The sequence below is a fragment of the Pantoea sp. Seng genome, from assembly GCF_009829935.1.
Classification (GTDB): Bacteria; Pseudomonadota; Gammaproteobacteria; order Enterobacterales; family Enterobacteriaceae; genus Pantoea; species Pantoea communis.
The window spans coordinates 178,752-197,703 of the sequence record NZ_SZZV01000005.1 but is presented as its reverse complement, the minus strand read 5'-3'; the positions used below and the strand labels follow the sequence as shown (position 1 = coordinate 197,703).

Annotated in this window: 15 protein-coding genes, 1 tRNA gene and 1 pseudogene; 4 read left to right on the top strand and 13 right to left on the bottom strand. The window is 57.2% G+C overall.

Translation table 11 applies throughout. The features are described from left to right. Window positions 1-75: 75 nt before the first annotated feature. From FD737_RS06955 to FD737_RS23680, 5 genes are all read right to left on the bottom strand, one after another. A complete protein-coding gene (locus tag FD737_RS06955; RefSeq protein ID WP_160833087.1) occupies window positions 76-1,476 on the bottom strand; it encodes an efflux transporter outer membrane subunit in 1,401 nt (466 codons plus the stop codon). Next, window positions 1,466-4,600, bottom strand: a complete 3,135-nt coding sequence (locus FD737_RS06950) for an efflux RND transporter permease subunit (RefSeq protein WP_160833086.1) — start codon at window positions 4,598-4,600, stop codon at window positions 1,466-1,468. Before FD737_RS06950 ends, FD737_RS06955 begins: the two co-directional genes overlap by 11 nt. Before the next feature lie 8 nt (window positions 4,601-4,608). Further along, window positions 4,609-5,745 carry an efflux RND transporter periplasmic adaptor subunit gene (locus tag FD737_RS06945; protein WP_160833085.1) on the bottom strand — a complete coding sequence of 379 codons (1,137 nt, stop codon included), beginning with the start codon at window positions 5,743-5,745 and terminating at the stop codon, window positions 4,609-4,611. A gap of 199 nt (window positions 5,746-5,944) precedes the next feature. After that, window positions 5,945-6,133 carry a hypothetical protein gene (locus tag FD737_RS06940; RefSeq protein ID WP_058961818.1) on the bottom strand — a complete coding sequence of 63 codons (189 nt, stop codon included), beginning with the start codon at window positions 6,131-6,133 and terminating at the stop codon, window positions 5,945-5,947. A 425-nt stretch (window positions 6,134-6,558) separates the two neighbouring features. Then, window positions 6,559-6,948, bottom strand: coding sequence for a penicillin-binding transpeptidase domain-containing protein (locus FD737_RS23680; protein WP_153012330.1), 390 nt, complete (start codon window positions 6,946-6,948; stop codon window positions 6,559-6,561). 81 nt (window positions 6,949-7,029) lie between these two features. On the opposite strand from FD737_RS23680, the gene FD737_RS06935 reads away from it, so the two are divergent. Further along, window positions 7,030-7,142: transfer RNA gene (locus FD737_RS06935), tRNA-OTHER, on the top strand. A gap of 556 nt (window positions 7,143-7,698) precedes the next feature. On the opposite strand, the pseudogene FD737_RS24115 reads toward FD737_RS06935, so the two are convergent. Both FD737_RS24115 and FD737_RS06925 read right to left on the bottom strand, forming a co-directional pair. Beyond that, window positions 7,699-8,142, bottom strand: a pseudogene (locus FD737_RS24115) (peptidoglycan synthase); the annotation flags it as partial. 433 nt (window positions 8,143-8,575) lie between these two features. Then, complete coding sequence (locus FD737_RS06925) at window positions 8,576-10,837, bottom strand: molybdopterin-dependent oxidoreductase (RefSeq protein ID WP_160833084.1); 2,262 nt, start codon at window positions 10,835-10,837, stop codon at window positions 8,576-8,578. Between the two features lie 196 nt (window positions 10,838-11,033). Between FD737_RS06925 and galR the strand changes: the two genes are divergently transcribed. Further along, window positions 11,034-12,035 carry an HTH-type transcriptional regulator GalR gene (galR, locus tag FD737_RS06920; RefSeq protein WP_034823157.1) on the top strand — a complete coding sequence of 334 codons (1,002 nt, stop codon included), beginning with the start codon at window positions 11,034-11,036 and terminating at the stop codon, window positions 12,033-12,035. Between the two features lie 29 nt (window positions 12,036-12,064). Here the strand turns inward: galR and FD737_RS06915 are convergent, their stop codons facing one another. Continuing rightward, the gene (locus FD737_RS06915) at window positions 12,065-12,517 is read right to left on the bottom strand and encodes a GNAT family N-acetyltransferase (RefSeq protein ID WP_160833083.1); all 453 of its coding nucleotides are present in this window, start codon (window positions 12,515-12,517) and stop codon (window positions 12,065-12,067) included. Beyond that, window positions 12,514-13,767, bottom strand: a complete 1,254-nt coding sequence (gene lysA / locus FD737_RS06910; protein WP_160833082.1) for a diaminopimelate decarboxylase — start codon at window positions 13,765-13,767, stop codon at window positions 12,514-12,516. Before lysA ends, FD737_RS06915 begins: the two co-directional genes overlap by 4 nt. Before the next feature lie 108 nt (window positions 13,768-13,875). On the opposite strand from lysA, the gene FD737_RS06905 reads away from it, so the two are divergent. After that, the gene (locus FD737_RS06905) at window positions 13,876-14,796 is read left to right on the top strand and encodes a LysR family transcriptional regulator (RefSeq protein WP_160833081.1); all 921 of its coding nucleotides are present in this window, start codon (window positions 13,876-13,878) and stop codon (window positions 14,794-14,796) included. On the opposite strand, the gene FD737_RS06900 is transcribed toward FD737_RS06905, so the two are convergent. Continuing rightward, a complete protein-coding gene (locus FD737_RS06900) occupies window positions 14,793-15,956 on the bottom strand; it encodes an MFS transporter (RefSeq protein WP_058961822.1) in 1,164 nt (387 codons plus the stop codon). The two genes, FD737_RS06905 and FD737_RS06900, sit on opposite strands and share 4 nt — an antisense overlap. 365 nt (window positions 15,957-16,321) lie before the next feature. Between FD737_RS06900 and FD737_RS06895 the strand changes: the two genes are divergently transcribed. Then, entirely contained in the window at window positions 16,322-16,948 is a 627-nt protein-coding gene (locus tag FD737_RS06895; RefSeq protein ID WP_097118011.1) for a hypothetical protein, read from the top strand. Here the strand turns inward: FD737_RS06895 and FD737_RS06890 are convergent, their stop codons facing one another. The 3 genes from FD737_RS06890 to FD737_RS06880 are packed head-to-tail and all read right to left on the bottom strand — an operon-like array spanning window position 16,949 to window position 18,949. Beyond that, window positions 16,949-17,620 (bottom strand): DUF1989 domain-containing protein, encoded by a 672-nt coding sequence (locus tag FD737_RS06890; RefSeq protein ID WP_097118012.1) that lies wholly within the window; start codon window positions 17,618-17,620, stop codon window positions 16,949-16,951. 13 nt (window positions 17,621-17,633) lie between these two features. Continuing rightward, complete coding sequence (locus FD737_RS06885; RefSeq protein ID WP_034823167.1) at window positions 17,634-18,299, bottom strand: amino acid ABC transporter permease; 666 nt, start codon at window positions 18,297-18,299, stop codon at window positions 17,634-17,636. Then, window positions 18,299-18,949, bottom strand: coding sequence for an amino acid ABC transporter permease (locus tag FD737_RS06880; protein ID WP_034823169.1), 651 nt, complete (start codon window positions 18,947-18,949; stop codon window positions 18,299-18,301). The genes FD737_RS06885 and FD737_RS06880 overlap by 1 nt, the downstream gene beginning before the upstream one ends. Window positions 18,950-18,952 lie beyond the last annotated feature (3 nt).

Below are 18,952 nucleotides of genomic sequence, written 5' to 3'. Positions count from 1 at the left end.
TCATCACTGCTTGTATTATCAGCTGAAGTGCCATGGAATTTCCATGGAGAAACCGTAAGGGTAACGTTAAGGCACTCAGGCCTTCCAACCGCCTCCTAAGGCTTTATACAAGGTGATTTTCTCGCTCAACTGGCCCAGATGTGCACTGATTAACGACTGCTGCGAACTGTAAAGCGATCGCTGGGCCACTAATACATTGAGATAATTGTCTACACCTTGCTTAAAGCGCATTTCGGAATAGTCGTAATCGCGTTGATTAGCACCGACCTCCTGTTGCAGCGCTGTCAGCTGATCCTGCCAGGTATCCTGACCGGCCAGCGCATCATTGACCTCTTTGAACGCGGTTTGAATCGCTTTCTCATAGTCAGCAATTTCAATGCGTTTCTCGATGTGCGCGATGTTGAGATTAGCCTCGTTTTTGCCACCGTCAAAGATCGGCAGATTGATCGACGGCACAAAGGACCAGGCACCGGTGCCGCCGCCCAGCAAACTGCCGAGCGAACTGCTGGTCGATCCCCCAGAAGCGGTCAGCGTGATGCTCGGGAAGAACGCCGCGCGCGCTGCGCCAATGTTGGCATTCGCCGCTTTCAGGCTATGTTCTGCGGCCATGATATCCGGACGACGCGTCAACAGATCAGATGGCAAGCCCGCTGGCGTGGCCGGGAACTGCCAGTTGACGTCCAGCGTCGCGTGGGACAGCAAAGTGGCGGGCAGATCGGTGCCCACCAGCAAGCGCAGCGCGTCCACATCCTGCCATACCTGACGCGTATAGCTTGCCACATCCGCCTGGGCAGCCCGCACCGTGCTCTCTGCCTGCGCCAGATCCTGATCGCTACTGGCCCCGCCGTTGTAGCTGAGTTGCGTCAGACGATACGACTCTTGCTGACTTTTAGCGGTATTTTGCGCCAGATGCAGCAGATCGTTATCCGAACTCAAGGTCAGCCAGGCGGTGGCCACCTCCGAAATCAGCGAGATGCGCGTGGCGCGTTCGGTCGCGGCGGTGGACAGATAGGTTTCCTGCGCTTCATCACGCAAGCTCTGTAAACGACCAAAGAAGTCCAGCTCCCACGAGGTGACGCCCAGCCCGGCGTTCAGCTCGTGATAGGTCACCGCACCGGTGGTTTTGGTGTTGTAGAGGTTGGCCGGTTCATGCGCCGAGGTCTGGCTGGCGGTAGCATTGATTGACGGCATTAACGCCGCACGCTGCACCGTGACGCTCTGCTGTGCCTCTTCGACATTTAGCGCCGCGACGCGCAGGTCACGGTTGTTGTCGAGTGACAGCTGAATCAGATTGCGCATCGTGGCATCCGTGAAGAAATTCTGCCACGGCAAATCGGCCACGTTGCCCACTGCCGTGGGCTGATCGTATTTCGCATCTACTGGCATATTCGGACGCTGGTAGTGTGGCGCCAGCGTACAGCCCGCCAGCGCCAATGCCAGCGGCAACAGCGCCATACGGAAAGTTTTACTGTTCATGCGTTGTCACCTCTACGGATGCTTTTTTCTTGCGGGCGAAGAACTGCGAAACCACCACGTAAAACATCGGAACAAAGAAGATGGCGAGGAAGGTGGCGGTGATCATCCCGCCTGCTACCGCCGTACCAATCGAGTGCTGGCTACCTGCGCCTGCGCCGTTAGAGATAGTCAGCGGCAGCACGCCGAGAATAAACGCCATCGAGGTCATGATAATCGGGCGGATACGCAACCTGGCCGCTTCCACCGCCGCCTCAACCAGCGTTTTGCCTTCCCGTTCGTGCAACTCTTTGGCGAATTCCACAATCAGAATGGCGTTTTTCGCCGCCAGTCCCACCGTGGTGAGTAAGCCCACCTGGAAGAATACGTCGTTCTGCAAGCCGCGCAGCAGTACGGCACTAATAGTCCCGAGAATGCCGAGCGGCACCACCATGATCACTGAGAACGGAATGGACCAGCTCTCATACAGCGCGGCCAGACACAGGAACACCACCAGAATCGAGATGATATACAGCTGCGTGGTCTGGTTGCCGGACGCCTGCTCTTCATAGGAAATGCCGTACCACTGCACGCGGAAGCCTTTGGGCAACTGCTTCGCCAGCTGTTCTACTGCTTTCATCGCTTCACCGGTACTCTGCCCTGCCGCGGGCGATCCGAGGATCTCTTCAGAGGTCAGGCCGTTAAAGCGTTCGAAGTGTGGCGAGCCGTAAACCCATTTGCCGCTGGCGAAGGCGGAGAAGGGCACCATGGTGCCGCTGCTGTTGCGGAAGTACCATTTATCGAGATCGGATGGCGTGACGCGTGAATCGGCTTTACCCATCAGGTAAACCTCTTTCACACGGCCGTTATACATAAACTGATCGATATAGCTGGAACCCCACGCCACTGACAGCGTGTTGTTGATGTCGGTCATGCTCAGGCCCAGCGCGCTGGCCTTCTCGTCATTGATCTCCAGCTGATACTGCGGCTCATCTTCCAGTCCGTTCATGCGCACCTGCGCCAGATGCGGATCTTTGTTGGCCAGATCGATTAACTGGTGCGTGGCATCCATCATCTGCTGATGGGTGTGCGCGCCCGTATCCTGGAGATAGAGATCGAAGCCAGTGGCGTTACCCAGCTCCATCACCGCAGGCGGCACCATGGCGAAGATTTTGGCGTTTTTGTAGTTGGCAAAATGCGCCATCACCCGGTTCGCCAGATCCTGCACGCTTTGCCCGCTGTGGGTACGATCGCCCCAATCCTTCAGGCGCACGAAGGCCATGGCGTTACTCTGGCCGCGACCGGCAAAGTTAAAGCCCGCCACGCCAAAGGTGGTGGTGACCACTGAGGCTTCATTCTTCTGCAGGTAGTCATTGAGATCGTTGATCACCTGCTGCGTACGCTGTGAAGAGGAGTTCACCGGCAGCGTCATCTGCACCATCATCAAGCCCTGATCTTCTGCAGGCAGGAACGTGGTGGGCACACGCGTGAACAAAAAGCCCGTCACGCCGACGATCACCAGGTAGATCACCAGGAACAGGCCGCGACGGGAAATAACGTTGTTAACGCCGCGCGTGTAGTGCATCGCGCCGCTATCAAACTTACGGTTAAACCAGCCAGCAAAACCGGTGGTCTTGTGCTCCGCCGCCGAAGGTTTGAGCAGGGTGGCACAGAGTGCAGGGGTAAAGATCAGCGCCATGATCACCGACAGCGCCATCGCCGACACAATGGTGATCGAGAACTGGCGATAAATCACCCCGGTCGAGCCGGAGAAGAACGCCATTGGCAGCAGCACCGCTGACAGCACCAGCGCAATACCAAACAGTGCGCCCTGTATCTGCTGCATCGACTTGATGGTGGCGGTTTTCGGATCGAGATGTTCTTCGTGCATCACACGCTCGACGTTCTCCACCACCACGATGGCATCATCCACCAACAGCCCTATCGCCAGCACCATACCGAACATGGTCAGGGTGTTGATGCTGTAACCGAAGGCCGACAGGATGCCGAAAGTACCGAGCAACACCACCGGCACCACCAGGGTAGTAATCAGGGTGGCGCGCAGGTTTTGCAGGAACAGCAGCATGACGAAGAACACCAGCACCACCGCTTCGATCAGCGTTTTCACCACTTCTTCAATCGAAGCGCTGACCACTGGCGAAGTGTCATACGGATACTGAATTTCAACATTATCCGGCAGTGAGTCTTTGAGATCGGCTATGGTCTGGCGCACCGCTTTAGCGGTATCCAGTTCATTCGCCCCGGTGGCCAGACGCAATGCAATACCGGCGGCCGGTTTGCCGTTCATGGTGGCGTCAATGCCGTAGCTCTGCGGACCGAGCGCCACGCTGGCAACGTCTTTCAAACGCACCTGTGAGCCATCGCTATTCACTTTCAACAGCACATTTTCAAACTGCTGCACCGTGGTGAAGCGAGTTTTCCCCAGTACCGTGGCCTGCGTTTTGGCGCCCTGAATGGTCGGTAACCCGCCGAGTGAACCGGACGACACCTGCACGTTCTGGTTGTCAATGGCGGTGGTGACATCACTCGGCATCAGGTTGTACTTGTACAGTTTGGCGGGATCGAGCCAGATGCGCATGGCATATTCCGAACCCAGTACCATAAAGTCACCGACGCCTGGCGTACGCGAGATCGGATCTTCCAGCTTCGACACCAGCATATCCGCGAGATCGCCGTTGCTCAGCTTGCCGTCTTTAGAGATCAGCCCGATGACCATCATGAAGTTCTTTTGGTACTTACGGATGCGGATCCCTTGCTGGGTCACGTCGGTTGGCAACTGCGATTCCGCCAGCGAGACGCGGTCCTGTACCTGCACCTGGGCGATATCCGGATTGATGCCCTGGTTAAAGGTGGCGATGATCTGCGCACTGCCGTCCGAGGCACTGCTGGATTCCAGATAGCGCAAGCCATCCAACCCGTTCAACTGCTGCTCAATCACCTGCACCACGGTGTTCTGGGTGGTTTCGGCGCTGGCCCCCGGATAAGTCACCGAGATCGACACCGCAGGTGGGGAGATATTGGGATACTGATTGACCGGCAAACTGATGGCCGCAATCCCGCCCACCAGCATCACGATAATCGCGATAACCCAGGCAAAGATGGGACGTTCAATAAAAAACTTCGACATGCCGCCCCCTATTGCGCTGCTGCGTCGGTCATCGACAGACTGACAGCGTTGGCAGATGGCGTGTCATGGGTGTTGGCGGCGGTGGTGGTGACTTTCACCCCGGCACGCACACTTTGCAGATTGTTCACCACCACGTTTTCACCTTCGCTCAGGCCGGCGGTCACCAGCCATTCACCTTTGATCATCTCGCCGGTGTGAATGCTGCGCTGCTCAATGGTGTTATCGCTTTTCACCACGTACACATACGGCTGGCCTTTGGTGTCATGCATGATCGACTCCTGCGGCACCAGAATCCCCTGCTGCTGAATGCCCTGCGGGAAGCTGGCGTGTACGTACATGCCTGGCAGCAGTTCATTATGCGGGTTCGGGAACACCGCACGCAGCACCACGGTGCCGGTGGCGGTGTCGACGTTCACTTCCGAGAACGCCAGTTTGCCCTGCTGGCCATACTGGCTGTTGTCTTCCAGAGAGAGTCCGACCGCCGCGGTGTTGTCATCCACTTTGGCGATCTTGCCGTCGGCTAAGGCACGGCGCAGACGCAGCAGGTCGGTGGATGACTCACTGACATCAACATAGATCGGATCAAGCTGGGTGATGGTGGCGAGATAGTCGGTCTGGCCGTTGGTCACCAGCGCACCGGCGGTATACAGCGAACGGCTGATATGTCCGGAGATTGGCGCCTTCACCAGTGTGTAATCAAGATTGACCTTAGCGGTTTCCACATCGGCCTGTGCTTCACGCTCTGCCGCAACGGCATCGTCGTAAGTCTGCTGGCTGATGGCGTGTGCGGACGCCAGCGGCTGATAGCGTTTTGCCACCATGGCATCGTTTTGCCAGGTCGCCATCGCTTTGTCGTAAGCGGCTTTATAGGTCGCCGGATCGATCTGATAGAGCGGCTGACCCGCTTTCACTTCGCCGCCTTCGGTAAACAGGATTTTCTGGATCACGCCGCTGACTTGTGGGCGCACCTGTGCGGTGCGGACCGCCGTGGTGCGGCCAGGCAGTTGTGTCACCAACGTAACGGGCTCAGATTTTAGGGCGATGACACCCACCTGGGGTGTCGCGGATGCAGCGGGCTTTGCTCCGCCCTGGTCACAGGCTGCCAGTAAAAACACCACGCTGGCAGAAAGAAGTTTCAGGCGCATAATTTTTCTCTGGATGAAAGGAGGGATAGTCACTGATGTGATGACATGCAAAAAATCATTGTAGGGAGGGAGTGATAAGGCGGTTGTTAAGGTTGCGTAAAATATATTTTCCAAAGGAAAATGGTAAACCTTTCGTGCCATAAATGGCTGTGAAAATTAGCTTTTTGCGGGTTTTTTACCGCCATGCAGAGCAACAGGTTTACCCTTTCGGCTCGATCCCGCGACGGCGCAGTTCGCGACGCGCCAAATCTTTCAACCAGCACGATAGCGTGATGTTTTCATCTTCGGTGACTTCGCGCAGTTGATCATGCAACTCCGGATGAATGCGTAACTGAAACGCCGTGGAGCGGCCCTCGCCTTTTGGCGTTCGGTCTTTGGTTTTTGGCATCGGGTCACACCTCAACGAATGGCAATAAAAAACGCCCCAAAGCCGCGCTACCAACACGGCAAGGGGCTGGCGAACCGAAATGGAATGCGGCATCGCGGTGCGTTACATACAGGTTACACGGCAAGATATTTTTATGTTGGCGGGGAAGTGTTAAGACTCAGACAAGAGGTGTGAGCGAGTTCGCTGAGTGCTGAATTGCAGGCAAAAAAAACCCACGCATCCGCGTGGGTCGGTGCAACCGAACAGGGTGAATACCTGAAGACAGGTATTGCTGCCGCAGCAGCCGATCTTCACACCAATCAATACCTCTGGGACTTTTATCGTCGCCGAAAGTGGTGTGAGAAAACAGCCGCAAATCGCAACGGAGTTCGGCGAAATGCAACGAGGTGTGAAAAGCACCTCACGGCAGTTACATCCTGATTTTACTAAGATTTATCCGAAGTCGGTTTGCTGTAAATGGCGTCAGGCGCAATGTTCATATGCTTCAACACCGGCCCCATAATGCTGCCGAAAATCGGCGCCGCTACCGAACCACCAAAGTGATCGCCCGCTGTCGGATGGTTGACCATCACCACCAGCGCCACCTCAGGATGGCTGGCAGGAGCAATACCGGCGGTGTAGTTAACGTAACCGCCATCGTACTTCCCGCTGGTGCCCATTTTCTCTGCGGTACCGGTTTTGGTCGCCAGGCGGTAACCCGGCACAGCGGCTTTGACGCCGGTACCACCAGGCAATACGTCACTCTCCAGCATGTGCACCACGGTTTGCACGATTTGCGGATCGGCCACCTGCTTGCCCAACACCGGCGGTGTCACTTTGGTGATCGACAGTGGACGATATACGCCGTAAGAACCAAGCGTGGCGTATTCACGGGCGATTTGCAGCGGTGTGACGCGCAGGCCGTAGCCAAAGGCAAAGGTGGCGCGTTCAATATCCGCCCAGCGTTCACGGTGCAGCGGGAAGTAGCCCACGCTCTCGCCGGTTAACCCGAGTCCGGTCGGCTTACCCAGGCCAAACGCCTGATAGGTGTTCACCAGCGCTTCAGCAGGCATCGCCAGCGCAATGTGCGATACGCCGATATCACTCGATTTCTGCAAAATGCCCGTCATGGTCAGGCGCGGCCAGTGGCCGACGTCACGAATCAAGTGGCCGTTAACGCTGTAGGGTGTGGTATCGATCACCGAGTCGGCACGCACCAGATGACGCTCCAGCCCTTCCATCACCACCAGCGGTTTCACCGTTGAGCCGGGTTCGTAGCTGTCATTGATCGCCGTGTTGCGCATCTGTGCAGGCGTGGCGTTATCGAAGTTGTTGGGGTTGAACGAAGGATAGGAAGCCATCGCCAGGATCTCGCCCGTATCGATCTTGATCAGCACTGCCGCACCGGAATCCGCTTTATTCAGCAACACGCCATCGCGCAGTTTGCTGTAGAGGGTGAACTGGTCAAACTTATCAATACTCAGCTGTACCGTTGGCGGCTGCTTCGGCGGCTCGTAATCCAGCATCGCCACGATATTACCCTCTTTGTCCTGACGATAAACCTCTTTGCCCGGCTCGCCTTGCAGCACGTGGTCGAAACCTTTCTCCAGACCGTTCAGGCCATTGCTGTCAGCACCGACAATGCCAATCAACGGCGCAGCGGCTTCACTCATTGGATAGAAGCGGCTGTCGTTGTATACCGAGCTGATGCCCTTCAGGTGCAGTTCGGCGATGTCTTTGGCGATGCCCAGTTCGATTTTACGGCCAAGATAGAGGAAGCGTTTTTTCGGGTTCGCGGTGATCTGCTCACGCAACTCTTCCGGACGTAAGTTCAGCGCCGAGGCAAGATAGGTCCATTTGGCGTTGGTAAAGTCGGGATTGGCTTCCAGCACGCGCATCGGGTCGGCGATGATATCGCGCGCCGGTACGCTCAGTGCCAGTGCCTGGCCATCACGATCCAGTAAGGTGCCACGGTTGGTGGGCAAGGTGACGGTGCGCAGTGAACGCTGATCGGCCTCGTGCTCCAGCATCGGATGCTTAATCAGTTGCAGGTCACCGACGAAGATCAGCAGCAACACCATGCAGCTGAAGACACCCAGACAAATCAGGCGAAAACGAAACGGGTTAAATGGGGCTTTGATCTGGTCTTTTCCCAGAAGTTTTTTTATACGGGGCATAGCATTCCGCTGCAATAAACAGTTTTTTCAAGCTTGTTATCCGCAGTTATAAAGAAAGGTAAAGCGAGTTGACAGGAAAACTGTGTTTCAGTTCGTTAGCGGGAACGACAGGCAAAAAAAACCTGCGCATCTGCGCAGGTCGGTGTAATCAAGAAAACTTTTTGATGTTCACCCATCAATACCTCTGGGACCCTGACTGTAGCAAGTTGGCATGACGGTTCTCCATCTCTCAAACGCAACAGTTACCCGCAAAATGTAACCAGCGGTGAGATTGTTAGCACCCCATTCACATCAGGTGTTTTTTGATTTCCACCAGGCAACTCATGGCGTTAGGGCCTTGCGTCAGTGACGAGGTGCCAATATCCAGCGTCAGCACATTGGGGTTACCGGCACGGTCCCACGGCTGCCAGGCGCGGCCGACGCCGGGATCAAACCAGGCGCCAGTGGAGATAATCACCACCCCTGGCGTTAAGCCATCAGTCAGACGCACACCGGCCAGCATACGGCCACGCGCATTACTGACTTCGATTTCGTTGCCATCCACAATCCCACGCGCACTGGCGTCCTGCGGATGCATATATAAGGTTTCACGCCCGGCCGTTTTATTCGCTTGCACCGTGGCAGTTGCGTCCATCTGGCTGTGCAGCCGATCCGAGGGCTGAATCGAGATCATATGCAGCGGGAAATCCCCGCTCAGCGGTGCGCCCAACCACTCCTGCGGCCCACGCCACTCGGGATGTCCGGCAAAATCTTCCAGTTGATAATCGACGATGGTCTGACAGAACAGCTCGATTTTACCACTGGCGGTCTGGATCGGATGGGCCTGCGGGTTAGCACGGAACTCATCCATAAACACATACGGCTTGCCACCTTCCGGGATCTCAACGAAACCACGCTCCCAGAATTCACCAAACTCCGGGAAGTGGATATCTTTGCGCGCGTGCGCCACCGCACACTGCTGATACAGGTGCTCAATCCACTGCATCTCGTTGCGCCCTTCGGTGAACAGATCGCGGTAGCCGAGGCGATCGGCGATATCCGCAAAGATATCGAAGTCATGACGCGCCTGATGCTGCGGTTTCACCGCCTGATGCATCGCAAACACAAAACGATCGCGTGAAGATCCGCCGATGTCGTTGCGCTCCAGCGTGGTGGTGGCGGGTAACACGATATCCGCCATCTGCGCCGCCGGGGTCCAGACGATATCCTGCACGATAACGGTATCCGGGCGCTGCCAGCCTTCCACCAGGCGGTTAAGCTGCTGATGGTGGTGGAACGGATTGCCCCCCGCCCAGTGCACCAGATGGATATCGGGATAGTGCAGGGTTTCGCCCTGGAAATGGTAAGGCTGGCCGGGATTGAGCAGCATATCGCTAATGCGCGCGACCGGAATCGAGAAGTTGCCGGGATTGGGCCCGGTGCTCATCATCGGCGCGGGCCCTTCCTGACGCGGATTACCGACGCTGTTCATCGACCCGTGACCAAAGGAGAAGCCGCCGCCCGGTAAGCCCGGCTGACCGAGCATCGAGGAGAGTGCAATCATCATCCAGTACGGCTGCTCACCGCGATGGGCGCGCTGTACCGAGTATGAACAGGTGATAAAGCTGCGTTTGCCGATCAGCTGCTGTGCCAGCATCGCGATACGCGCCGCCGGAATGCCGGTGATGGCACTCGCCCACGCCGGCGTTTTGGCGATACCGTCGCTTTCGCCTAACAGATATTCTCGCAGTTGCGGCCAGCCGGTGCAGTGACTGGCGAGGAAGCTTTCGTCCAGCGCGTTACGGCGGGTGATTTCGAAGCCAAGCGCCAGCATTAACGCCACATCGGTATTCGGGCGAATCGGAATCCACTCGGCATTCACAAACGCCGGGCAGTCATCGCGCATTGGGCTGATGTTGATGATTGGCGTGCCTTTGGCGCTCAGCTGCTCCAGCGCCGGTTTCAGGCTGTGCTGTCCGGCACCGCCCGACGCCACCTGGGCATTTTTCAGCGCCAGACCACCGAAGGCGATAAAGATGTCGGCATGTTCCACCACGCTCGGCCAGTCGGTGACGCGGCCGGTGAGCGGCATGTAGGTACCAATCACATAGGGCAGGAAGAACTGCGCGGCGCCCCAGCTATAGTTGCCCTGCTGGTCCACCCCGCCGCCGCCCTGGAAGTAGAAACGACGGATCAGGGTGCGCGCATGGTTAACGCGTCCCGCCGATGACCAGCCGTAAGAGCCGTTGAAAATACCCGATGCGCCGTAGCGATCGCGCACGCGGCGATTCTCTTCTGCCACCAGATCCAGTGCGGTATCCCAATCCATGGCGACAAAATCTTCACGTCCACGCAGCGTGCGATCGCTATTCTCACGTGACTTTAGCCATGAACGACGCACCATTGGCTGGCGGATACGCTTATCCGAGTAGACCAGTTCCGGGATGGTGTTGAGCATCGGCGACGGATCGGCGTCAGCAAAAAAGGGTTCACAGCCAATCAGGCGGTCGTTTTCCGTGACGGCAGTAAATGCGCCCCAGTGCGCCAGGTGTGGCACGCGTGTTTTCATGGTTATTGGGTCCGGCAGACAGGTCTGAATCGTGCTGGCAGCATACCATGCCGACCTGACGCGCTGAAGTCTGGCTGTGAGCGCCTGATTTTCCGCACTTTTGCGACAGCGCTGGCATTCTCGCGGGTTGCTACAGGTACTGTTTTCCGTAACACTGATGGGATGTGTAAACGTTTTCCCGGATGCAAGTAACCGCATGGCTACCATTAAGGATGTTGCCCGCATGGCTGGGGTATCGGTCGCGACCGTTTCCCGCGTCATCAATAATTCGCCCAAAGCCAGCGAGAGTTCACGTCTCGCCGTGACCCAGGCAATGGAGCAGTTGCAGTATCACCCGAACGCCAATGCACGCGCGCTGGCACAGCAATCCACCGAAACCCTCGGTCTGGTGGTGGGTGACGTTTCCGACCCGTTTTTCGGCGCGATGGTGAAAGCGGTCGATGAAGTCGCCGGTGCCACCGGCAACTTCCTGCTGATTGGTAACGGTTACCACATTGAGCAAAAAGAGCGTCAGGCGATTGAGCAACTGATGCGTCATCGCTGCGATGCGCTGGTAGTACACGCCAAGAAAATTCCTGATGCCGACCTGGAAGTGCTGATGAAGCAAGTGCCGGGCATGGTGCTGCTCAACCGACTGCTGAAAGGCTTTGAATCGCGCTGCATCGCGCTGGATGACCGTTACGGTGCCTGGCTGGCAACGCGCCATCTGATTCAGCAAGGTCATACGCAAATCGCCTTTATCTGCTCGACCCACCCTATTTCTGACTCCGAAGACCGCCTGCAAGGTTACTACGACGCGTTGAAAGAGCACGGCTTACCGTCCAACGACCGCTTAGTGGCGTGGGGCGAGCCGGACGAAGTCGGGGGTGAACAAGCGATGACGGAATTGCTGGGGCGCGGTAAGCAGTTCACAGCGGTGGCCTGTTACAACGACTCCATGGCGGCTGGCGCGCTGGCGGTGTTGAGTGATAACGGCATTCGCGTGCCGGAAGAGATGTCGTTGATTGGTTTTGATGATGTGCTGGTGTCACGCTATGTGCGTCCACGTTTGACCACGGTGCGTTACCCGATTGTCACCATGGCGCAGCAGGCGGCGCAGTTGGCGCTGGCGTTAGCCAACGGCACGGAAATGCCAGAAGTGACCAATATGTTTAGCCCGACGCTGGTGAGAAGGCATTCGGTGAGCGGACCGGGTTGATCTCCAGGTGCGCTTCAATGCGCACCGGGTCACAAATACTGCGAATAGACCTTCACCCGCACATCCGGGAACTCCAGCGCATCACACTGATACTGCCAGCCAAAGCGCTCGTAGTAGCCGCCGAACGTTGACCACAGCCACAGCTTTTCATGCCCGCGCTCGCGGGCATAATTCAACACATGCTGCTGCAGCGCTTCACTCAGGCCATTGCCGCGCGCATGTTCATCCACATACAGCGCGGCGATCCACGGATAGAGATCCTGACGGCTGATGAGATCACAGCGCCAGAATCCCACCGTGCCCAACGGCACATCACCATCCAGCGCCACGAAAGTCACCGGATACTCGGCACCGTTCAGGCTGCTGCGCACAATGCTGTCGTAAAACTCGCGCGACGTCCCTGCACCAAACGCCTGCCACAGCCAGTCGGTGATATGACTAGCGTGATGTGGGACTTCACTGAGTGGAACAATGTTGATCACATCAGCTCCAGCGCCAGCAGCTCCTGGATGGTCTGCGCACGACGAATTTCACGCGGAGCGCCATTCTCAAACAGCACTTCCGGAATCAGCGGACGGCTGTTGTAGTTGGAAGACATCGAAGCGCCGTACGCGCCGGTGTCGTGGAACACCAGATAATCGCCGACCTGCGTCGCAGGCAGTGCACGCGTATCGACTTTACCGCCTTCCAGCTGGGTGAACACATCGCCAGACTCGCACAGCGGCCCCGCCACCACGCTCTCCACCGTTGCATCACTCAATGCACGACCATCAGCTGGCAGCACAGAAATATGGTGATAGCTGCCGTACATCGATGGACGCATCAGATCGCTAAAGCCCGCATCCACCAGCACGAAGTGACGGCTGCCCATATCTTTAACCGCACGCACTTGCGACACCAGCACGCCAGACTCCGCCACCAGGAAACGACCCGGTTCAATCTCCAGTTTCACCGCATGGCCAAGATGCGCCGCAATGCGGTCACGCGCGCCACTCCACAAACCGAAATAGTGCTGGGTATCAATGGCTTCTTCACCGAAGCGATAAGGAATCGACAAACCACCACCGGCTGAAATCGCTTCCAGATCCTGACCAAATTCGATGACCTGATCGACCATCGCGTCACACACCTGCTGCAGGTGGCCGTAATCAACACCGGAACCGATGTGCATATGCAGACCCACTAATTTCAGGCCGTGCTGCTGAATCGCTGCCAGCGCCAGCGGCAGATCGCTATGCCAGATGCCATGCTTGCTGTTCTCGCCACCGGTGTTGGTTTTTTGACTGTGCCCATGACCAAAACCCGGGTTGATACGCAGCCACACTTTATGGCCCGCAGAGACCGCGCCAAGCTGATGCAGCATATCCACAGAACCGGCGTTGACCGGCACTTTTAACTCCGCGATACGCGCCAGGGTTGGCTGATCGAAGACGTCAGCGGTAAAGACGATATCTTCGTCACCCGGCTGGAAACCGGCGGCCAGGGCGCGCTCAATTTCACCCAGGGAAACGGAATCGACCTTCACGCCTGCGGCACGCATCAGGCGCAGAATGTGAATATTGGAGCAGGCTTTTTGCGCAAAACGCACCACGTCAAACGCACTCAGCTGGGCAATACGCTGCTGAATGATGGCGGCATCGTAAGCCCAGAATGGACCAGCATAGCGCTGTGCCAGCGGCAGTAAATTAGCGGCGGTCAGCGCCGTTTCGTTGTTGTTCAGTGGACGTGGCATCTCAATTCTCCTGTGTCTTTACCACTATTTAGCCACAGCAAGACGATTCAGAAAAATATCTGTTTTAGCGTCAGCTATACAAATATGATATGGATTAACGGAGGAGTGATGGCAAAAATTAACTGGCGACATATCGAAATTTTCCACGCGGTGATGACCAGCGGCAACCTGACGCAAGCCGCCGCGTTGCTGCACACCTCGCAGCCAACCGTTAGCCGTGAGCTGGCGCGGCTGGAGCAGCAGCTGGGTCTGGAACTGTTTGAGCGGGTGCGTGGACGATTGCAGCCCACGGTGCAGGGTTTACGGCTGTATGAAGAAGTACAACGCTCCTGGTACGGGCTGGACCGCATCATGGATGCCGCCGAAGGATTGCGCCAATTCCGTCAGGGCGAGCTGTCGATTGCTTGTTTGCCGGTGTTCTCGCAGTCACTGCTGCCACCACTGCTGCAACCCTTTCTGCAACGCTATCCGCAGGTCAGCCTGAACATCATTCCGCAGGAGTCGCCGCTGCTGGAAGAGTGGCTGTCGGCACAGCGCTACGATCTGGGTTTGACTGAGACTCAACATGCGCCAGCAGGCACCGAACGCGTACCGCTGCTGACCTGCGATGAAGTGTGCGTGTTGCCGCCCAACCATCCGTTGTGCCAGCGTGAGGTGCTGACGCCGCAGGATTTTCAGGGAGAGAGATACGTCAGCTTGTCGCGCAGTGACAGTTATCGCCAGCTGCTGGATTCACTCTTTCATGAACAAGAAGTGGAGCGCCGTCTGGTACTGGAAACACACAGTGCGGCATCGGTTTGCGCGATGGTGCGCGCCGGCGTGGGGATTTCGATTGTGAATCCGCTGACGGCGCTCGATTACGCCGACAGCGGTGTGGTGATGCGCAGATTCAGTATCGCGGTGCCGTTCACCGTCAGTCTGGTGCGGCCACAGCATCGCCCGGCGTCAGCGCTGGTTGATCATTTCTGCGACCACCTGCAACAGCAGGTGGCCACCTTTACCCAACGCATTGCCGAGCGTCTGGTTTAAGCGCGTACCGTTTCGCCCTGCCCGCCTGATTTGCGGAAGGTGATCAGACAGATGACCAGACCGACCACCGCCAGTGCAGCGGCGGCCACCGGCACTGACGTCAGCCCGTAGCCTTTATCGATCACCGCGCCGCCTACCCAGGCACCGAGCGCATTACCGACGTTGAACGCCGAGATGTTAAGCGTGGAGACCAGATTAGGTGCGTCTTTACCATGGCGCACCACGTTAATCTGCAAGCCAGGCACGGTAGCAAAGGTCGCCATCGCCCACAGGAACAGCGTGATTTCCGCCAGCCACAGCGCGTGGCTGGTCCAGCTGAACAGCAGCGAGAAGACGGCGATCAGCACAAAGCTGAGGATCAGGCTAAACGAGACTTTCCAGTCGGCCAGCTTGCCGCCGAGGATATTACCGACGGTTAAGCCTGCGCCAATCAGGAACAGCGTCCAGCTCACCCCACGATCGGTGATGCCCGTGACCTGCAACAGCAGCGGCGCGATATAGCTGAACAGCGCAAACATCGCAGCAGCAAAGAACACTGTCATCAGCAGCGACAGCCACAGTTTGCCATTTGCCAGCGCGCTGACTTCACTCGCCAGATGTACCGGTTTCTCTTCTTTGTTGGTTGGCAGACTGACAATCAAAGCGATAAAAGCGAGGATGCCGATGATCGCCACGCCCCAGAAGGTGGCACGCCAGCCAAACATCTGACCAAACCAGGTGCCGAGCGGCACACCCAGCACGTTGGCGAGGGTTAAGCCGGTGAACATCAGCGCCACCGCCGATGCCTGACGGCTCGGTGCCACCAGACTCGCCGCTACTACCGCACCAATCCCGAAGAAGGCCCCGTGACAGAGTGCGGTGACCACGCGCGCCAGCATCAGCAGGTTGTAGGTGTACGCCAGCGCGCACAGCACGTTGCCGATGATGAAGATGATCATCAACAGAATCAGGGTTCGTTTACGCGGCAGCTTCGCCGTCAGCAACGCCATAATCGGTGCACCGATGGCTACGCCCAGTGCATAACCACTGATCAGCCATCCTGCTGAAGGAATCGTTACCTGCAGATCGCCCGCCACTTCCGGCAGTAATCCCATAATCACGAACTCCGTGGTGCCGATGGCGAACGCACTCAGCGCCAGCGCCAGTAATGCAACAGGCATAACACACTCTCCTAAAAATGTTTTGCAGGCAGGCCGCACAACGAACGCCGTGCGGTTACAACGGACGCTTATAGATATTTGAACTGCGTCACATTCTGATTAAAGCACAGGCTTGGCAGCTCAACCAGCCTCTGCGCTGCAAGGCATCTTTGCTTGCAAAGCAATAATCCCCGCGCGCGAAAGTGACTCTGCCTGACCACTGAGACAGATGACACTTTTCACGCTACGCTTGATTCAGTTGTGATCGCTGTCACAGCTCATCAGCTTTTGGCGAGCAATCAAGCAGTAAAGGATGGGCGCGCATTGCCGATACCTCAACCAGTTACGCGGTGATGCGGTGTCAAACAATGCAGGGGGAATGACCTATGCGATGGCTGATCGCACTGACAGTGGGCTGCCTGAGCGGCTGCTCCGTGGGGCACTATGAGTACAGCAAAGAAGCCGCAAAACGCGTCGATATGACCGTAACCGGCATTCCTACCGTGCTGGGCATTGGTGCGCTAGGCACCACCATTCCCCTGACACCGGAATACAGTTTGACGGCCGCACATGTGGCAAAATACTCGATGTATCGGGTGAAAGCCTGGCATCCCGAGTGCGATATCGCCGTGGTGTACCACAAGAACAGCGAACCCAATCTTCCTCCCCCGTTCCGCAACAGCCATATCGGCGACAACGTCAATCTCTATGGCTACAGCTTTATTTCTGCCATGCCGGTGGCCTCAAGCGGCAAGAATTTGATCAACACCACACTGGCCAACGACTGGAATAAACCGAGTTGTGTGGTGGTCGCGGCGAATGCCGGTGTAGTGAAAGGCATGTCGGGTGGTGCGGTGTACAACGCCAGCGATGATACGCTGGCGGGGGTAATTGTCGGCTACAGCAGCGCGATTGACGACAATAAAAGCGGTAAGACCTTGTATAAGGATGTGGCGCTGTATGTGCCTTATTCGCGTTTTCAGGTGTGGCTGGATCAGGTCGTGAAATCGTAATTACGCTGGCACCCAGGCCCCTTTCAGCTGCACCTGCGGGAAGCCGGCAGTCAGAATACGCAGTTCGGCATCACGCGGGGTGTTGTCGCCCTGCCCCTGAATGCTGACGATATCCTGTGGGCAGGCGGAGAATGCCACGTAGCAATCCATCTCAGCGCGCAGCACAATGTAGTCACCGGGCTTTGTCACCACCGGCAGCGTTTTCAGAGTAATGCCGTCCGGCTGCACCTGAATATTCATAAAAATATTCAGAGACGCCAGATTACCGTGCGGCAGTTCAACACCTAACTCGCGCATGCCCTCAAACAGGTTATCGTGGCAGTTGCGGTGATACTCGGTGCAGCCCAGCAGCTCATAACGACGCGCATCGCAGGCCGCCATAAAGGAATCATGCACGCCGGGTGAGGTATCCGCCACCAGGGTCAGAATCGGGTGGCGCTGGCTGGTGATAAAGCTGTCACCGACTTTGGGATTAAGACGCTGGTTCCACACGCGCGTCGCTTCCATACACATATATTCACTGACGTCTTCGGCGTTGTACGCCCAGCAATCCACTACCTGAGTGCCATGCAGATTGATCACCTGCACCGCTTCCCCTTTCTTCAGACGCACCGCTTTGCCGTAGCGCGCGGGAATGGTGATCGCTTCACGATGCTGATATTCAGCTGACATAGTGTTCTCCTGATTAATGCTGCATGCCGCGACGATAGCGCGTCATGCGAGATTCAAGGCCGCGTGCCAACCAGTCGATCAGACTGTTGAGCAGCCAGTAACAAAGCGCCACCGTGAGATAGATCTCCAGCGGCGCGTAGGTATCTGAAATCGCCTGTTTGGCGGCGTACATAAACTCCTGCACCGAGACAATCGACAGCAGCGCCGAGTCTTTAATCAAACCAATCATCAAACCGACCAGCGGCGACAGCATCTGCGGCAGGGTTTGCGGCAACACCACATCGCGCAGCTGTTCGCTGCGGCTCAAACCCAGCACGCGGCAAGCTTCCCACTGCCCCTTCGGCAATGCCTCTATTGCCGCACGAATAACCTGTGCGATATAGGGCGCGTAATAGAGCGTCAGGGCCAGCACGCCCACCACCGGCGATGACAGCGTGATGTCGTACTCCGGCAGCACAAAATAGAGCAGGTAGATCACCACCAGCAGCGGCAGTGCGAGCGTTAAGCCGCTGTAGAGGTTGAGCAAGCGCAACCAGAACGGCGAAGCGCGCATTAGCAGTAATGCCATCAGCCCACCCCACGCCAGCGAACAGAGTGCGGCGACAATGCACAGTTGCAGCGTGGCGATCATGCCGTCTCCCAGCGAAGGCAGGGAAGTGAGAATGGCTTGCCAATCCATCAGGCAATCCTCCGTTTGGCTTCCAGACGTCGGGCAGCGGCAATTAACGGCATGGCGATCAGCAGATATCCGGCCGCCACCAGCAGCAGCACCTGCGTAGCTTCATAGGTACGCGCAATCACAATCTGTCCTGCGTAGGTCAGTTCCGTCAGCGCCACCACCGAGGCCAGCGGCGTGGTTTTCAGCAGGATGGTGAACTCGTTAACCAGCATCGGCAGGCTGGCGCGCATCACCTGTGGATTAATCACATACCACCAGGTTAAGAAGCGGCTGAGACCTAGCGTGCGTGCGGCTTCGAGCTGACCGCGCGTCACCAGTGAACGGTTCACCCGCAAAATCTCCGCCACGTAAGCGCCACTGTTGAGGCCGATGGCAATCACCGCCGCCAGCATCGGCTGACCGCCCAATCCGAGGCGCGGCAAGGTGAAAAACACCACGAACAGTTGAACGATGGCCGGTGTACCGCGCATCAGGCTGACGTACAGCCGGCCGATGGCGCGCCAGATCCAGGCACGGCGCAGTTGCAGGAAGCAGCCAAGCTGCCCCATCACCACGCTGACCAATGATGCCAGTACAGTGAGTACCAACGTCATCAGCAGGCCGTGTCCGAGTTCCGGCAGCGCGGCCACTACCTGTTGATCCAGCCCCATGCG

Excerpts from the sequence above, each read along its gene's own strand:
- FD737_RS06955 (WP_160833087.1), bottom strand. The coding sequence starts at position 1,476 with ATGAACAGTAAAACTTTCCGTATGGCGCTGTTGCCGCTGGCATTGGCG.
- FD737_RS06950 (WP_160833086.1), bottom strand. The coding sequence starts at position 4,600 with ATGTCGAAGTTTTTTATTGAACGTCCCATCTTTGCCTGGGTTATCGCG.
- FD737_RS06945 (WP_160833085.1), bottom strand. The coding sequence starts at position 5,745 with ATGCGCCTGAAACTTCTTTCTGCCAGCGTGGTGTTTTTACTGGCAGCC.
- FD737_RS06940 (WP_058961818.1), bottom strand. The coding sequence starts at position 6,133 with ATGCCAAAAACCAAAGACCGAACGCCAAAAGGCGAGGGCCGCTCCACG.
- FD737_RS06925 (WP_160833084.1), bottom strand. The coding sequence starts at position 10,837 with ATGAAAACACGCGTGCCACACCTGGCGCACTGGGGCGCATTTACTGCC.
- galR (WP_034823157.1), top strand. The coding sequence starts at position 11,034 with ATGGCTACCATTAAGGATGTTGCCCGCATGGCTGGGGTATCGGTCGCG.
- lysA (WP_160833082.1), bottom strand. The coding sequence starts at position 13,767 with ATGCCACGTCCACTGAACAACAACGAAACGGCGCTGACCGCCGCTAAT.
- FD737_RS06905 (WP_160833081.1), top strand. The coding sequence starts at position 13,876 with ATGGCAAAAATTAACTGGCGACATATCGAAATTTTCCACGCGGTGATG.
- FD737_RS06900 (WP_058961822.1), bottom strand. The coding sequence starts at position 15,956 with ATGCCTGTTGCATTACTGGCGCTGGCGCTGAGTGCGTTCGCCATCGGC.
- FD737_RS06895 (WP_097118011.1), top strand. The coding sequence starts at position 16,322 with ATGCGATGGCTGATCGCACTGACAGTGGGCTGCCTGAGCGGCTGCTCC.
- FD737_RS06890 (WP_097118012.1), bottom strand. The coding sequence starts at position 17,620 with ATGTCAGCTGAATATCAGCATCGTGAAGCGATCACCATTCCCGCGCGC.
- FD737_RS06885 (WP_034823167.1), bottom strand. The coding sequence starts at position 18,299 with ATGGATTGGCAAGCCATTCTCACTTCCCTGCCTTCGCTGGGAGACGGC.
- FD737_RS06880 (WP_034823169.1), bottom strand. The coding sequence starts at position 18,949 with ATGGGGCTGGATCAACAGGTAGTGGCCGCGCTGCCGGAACTCGGACAC.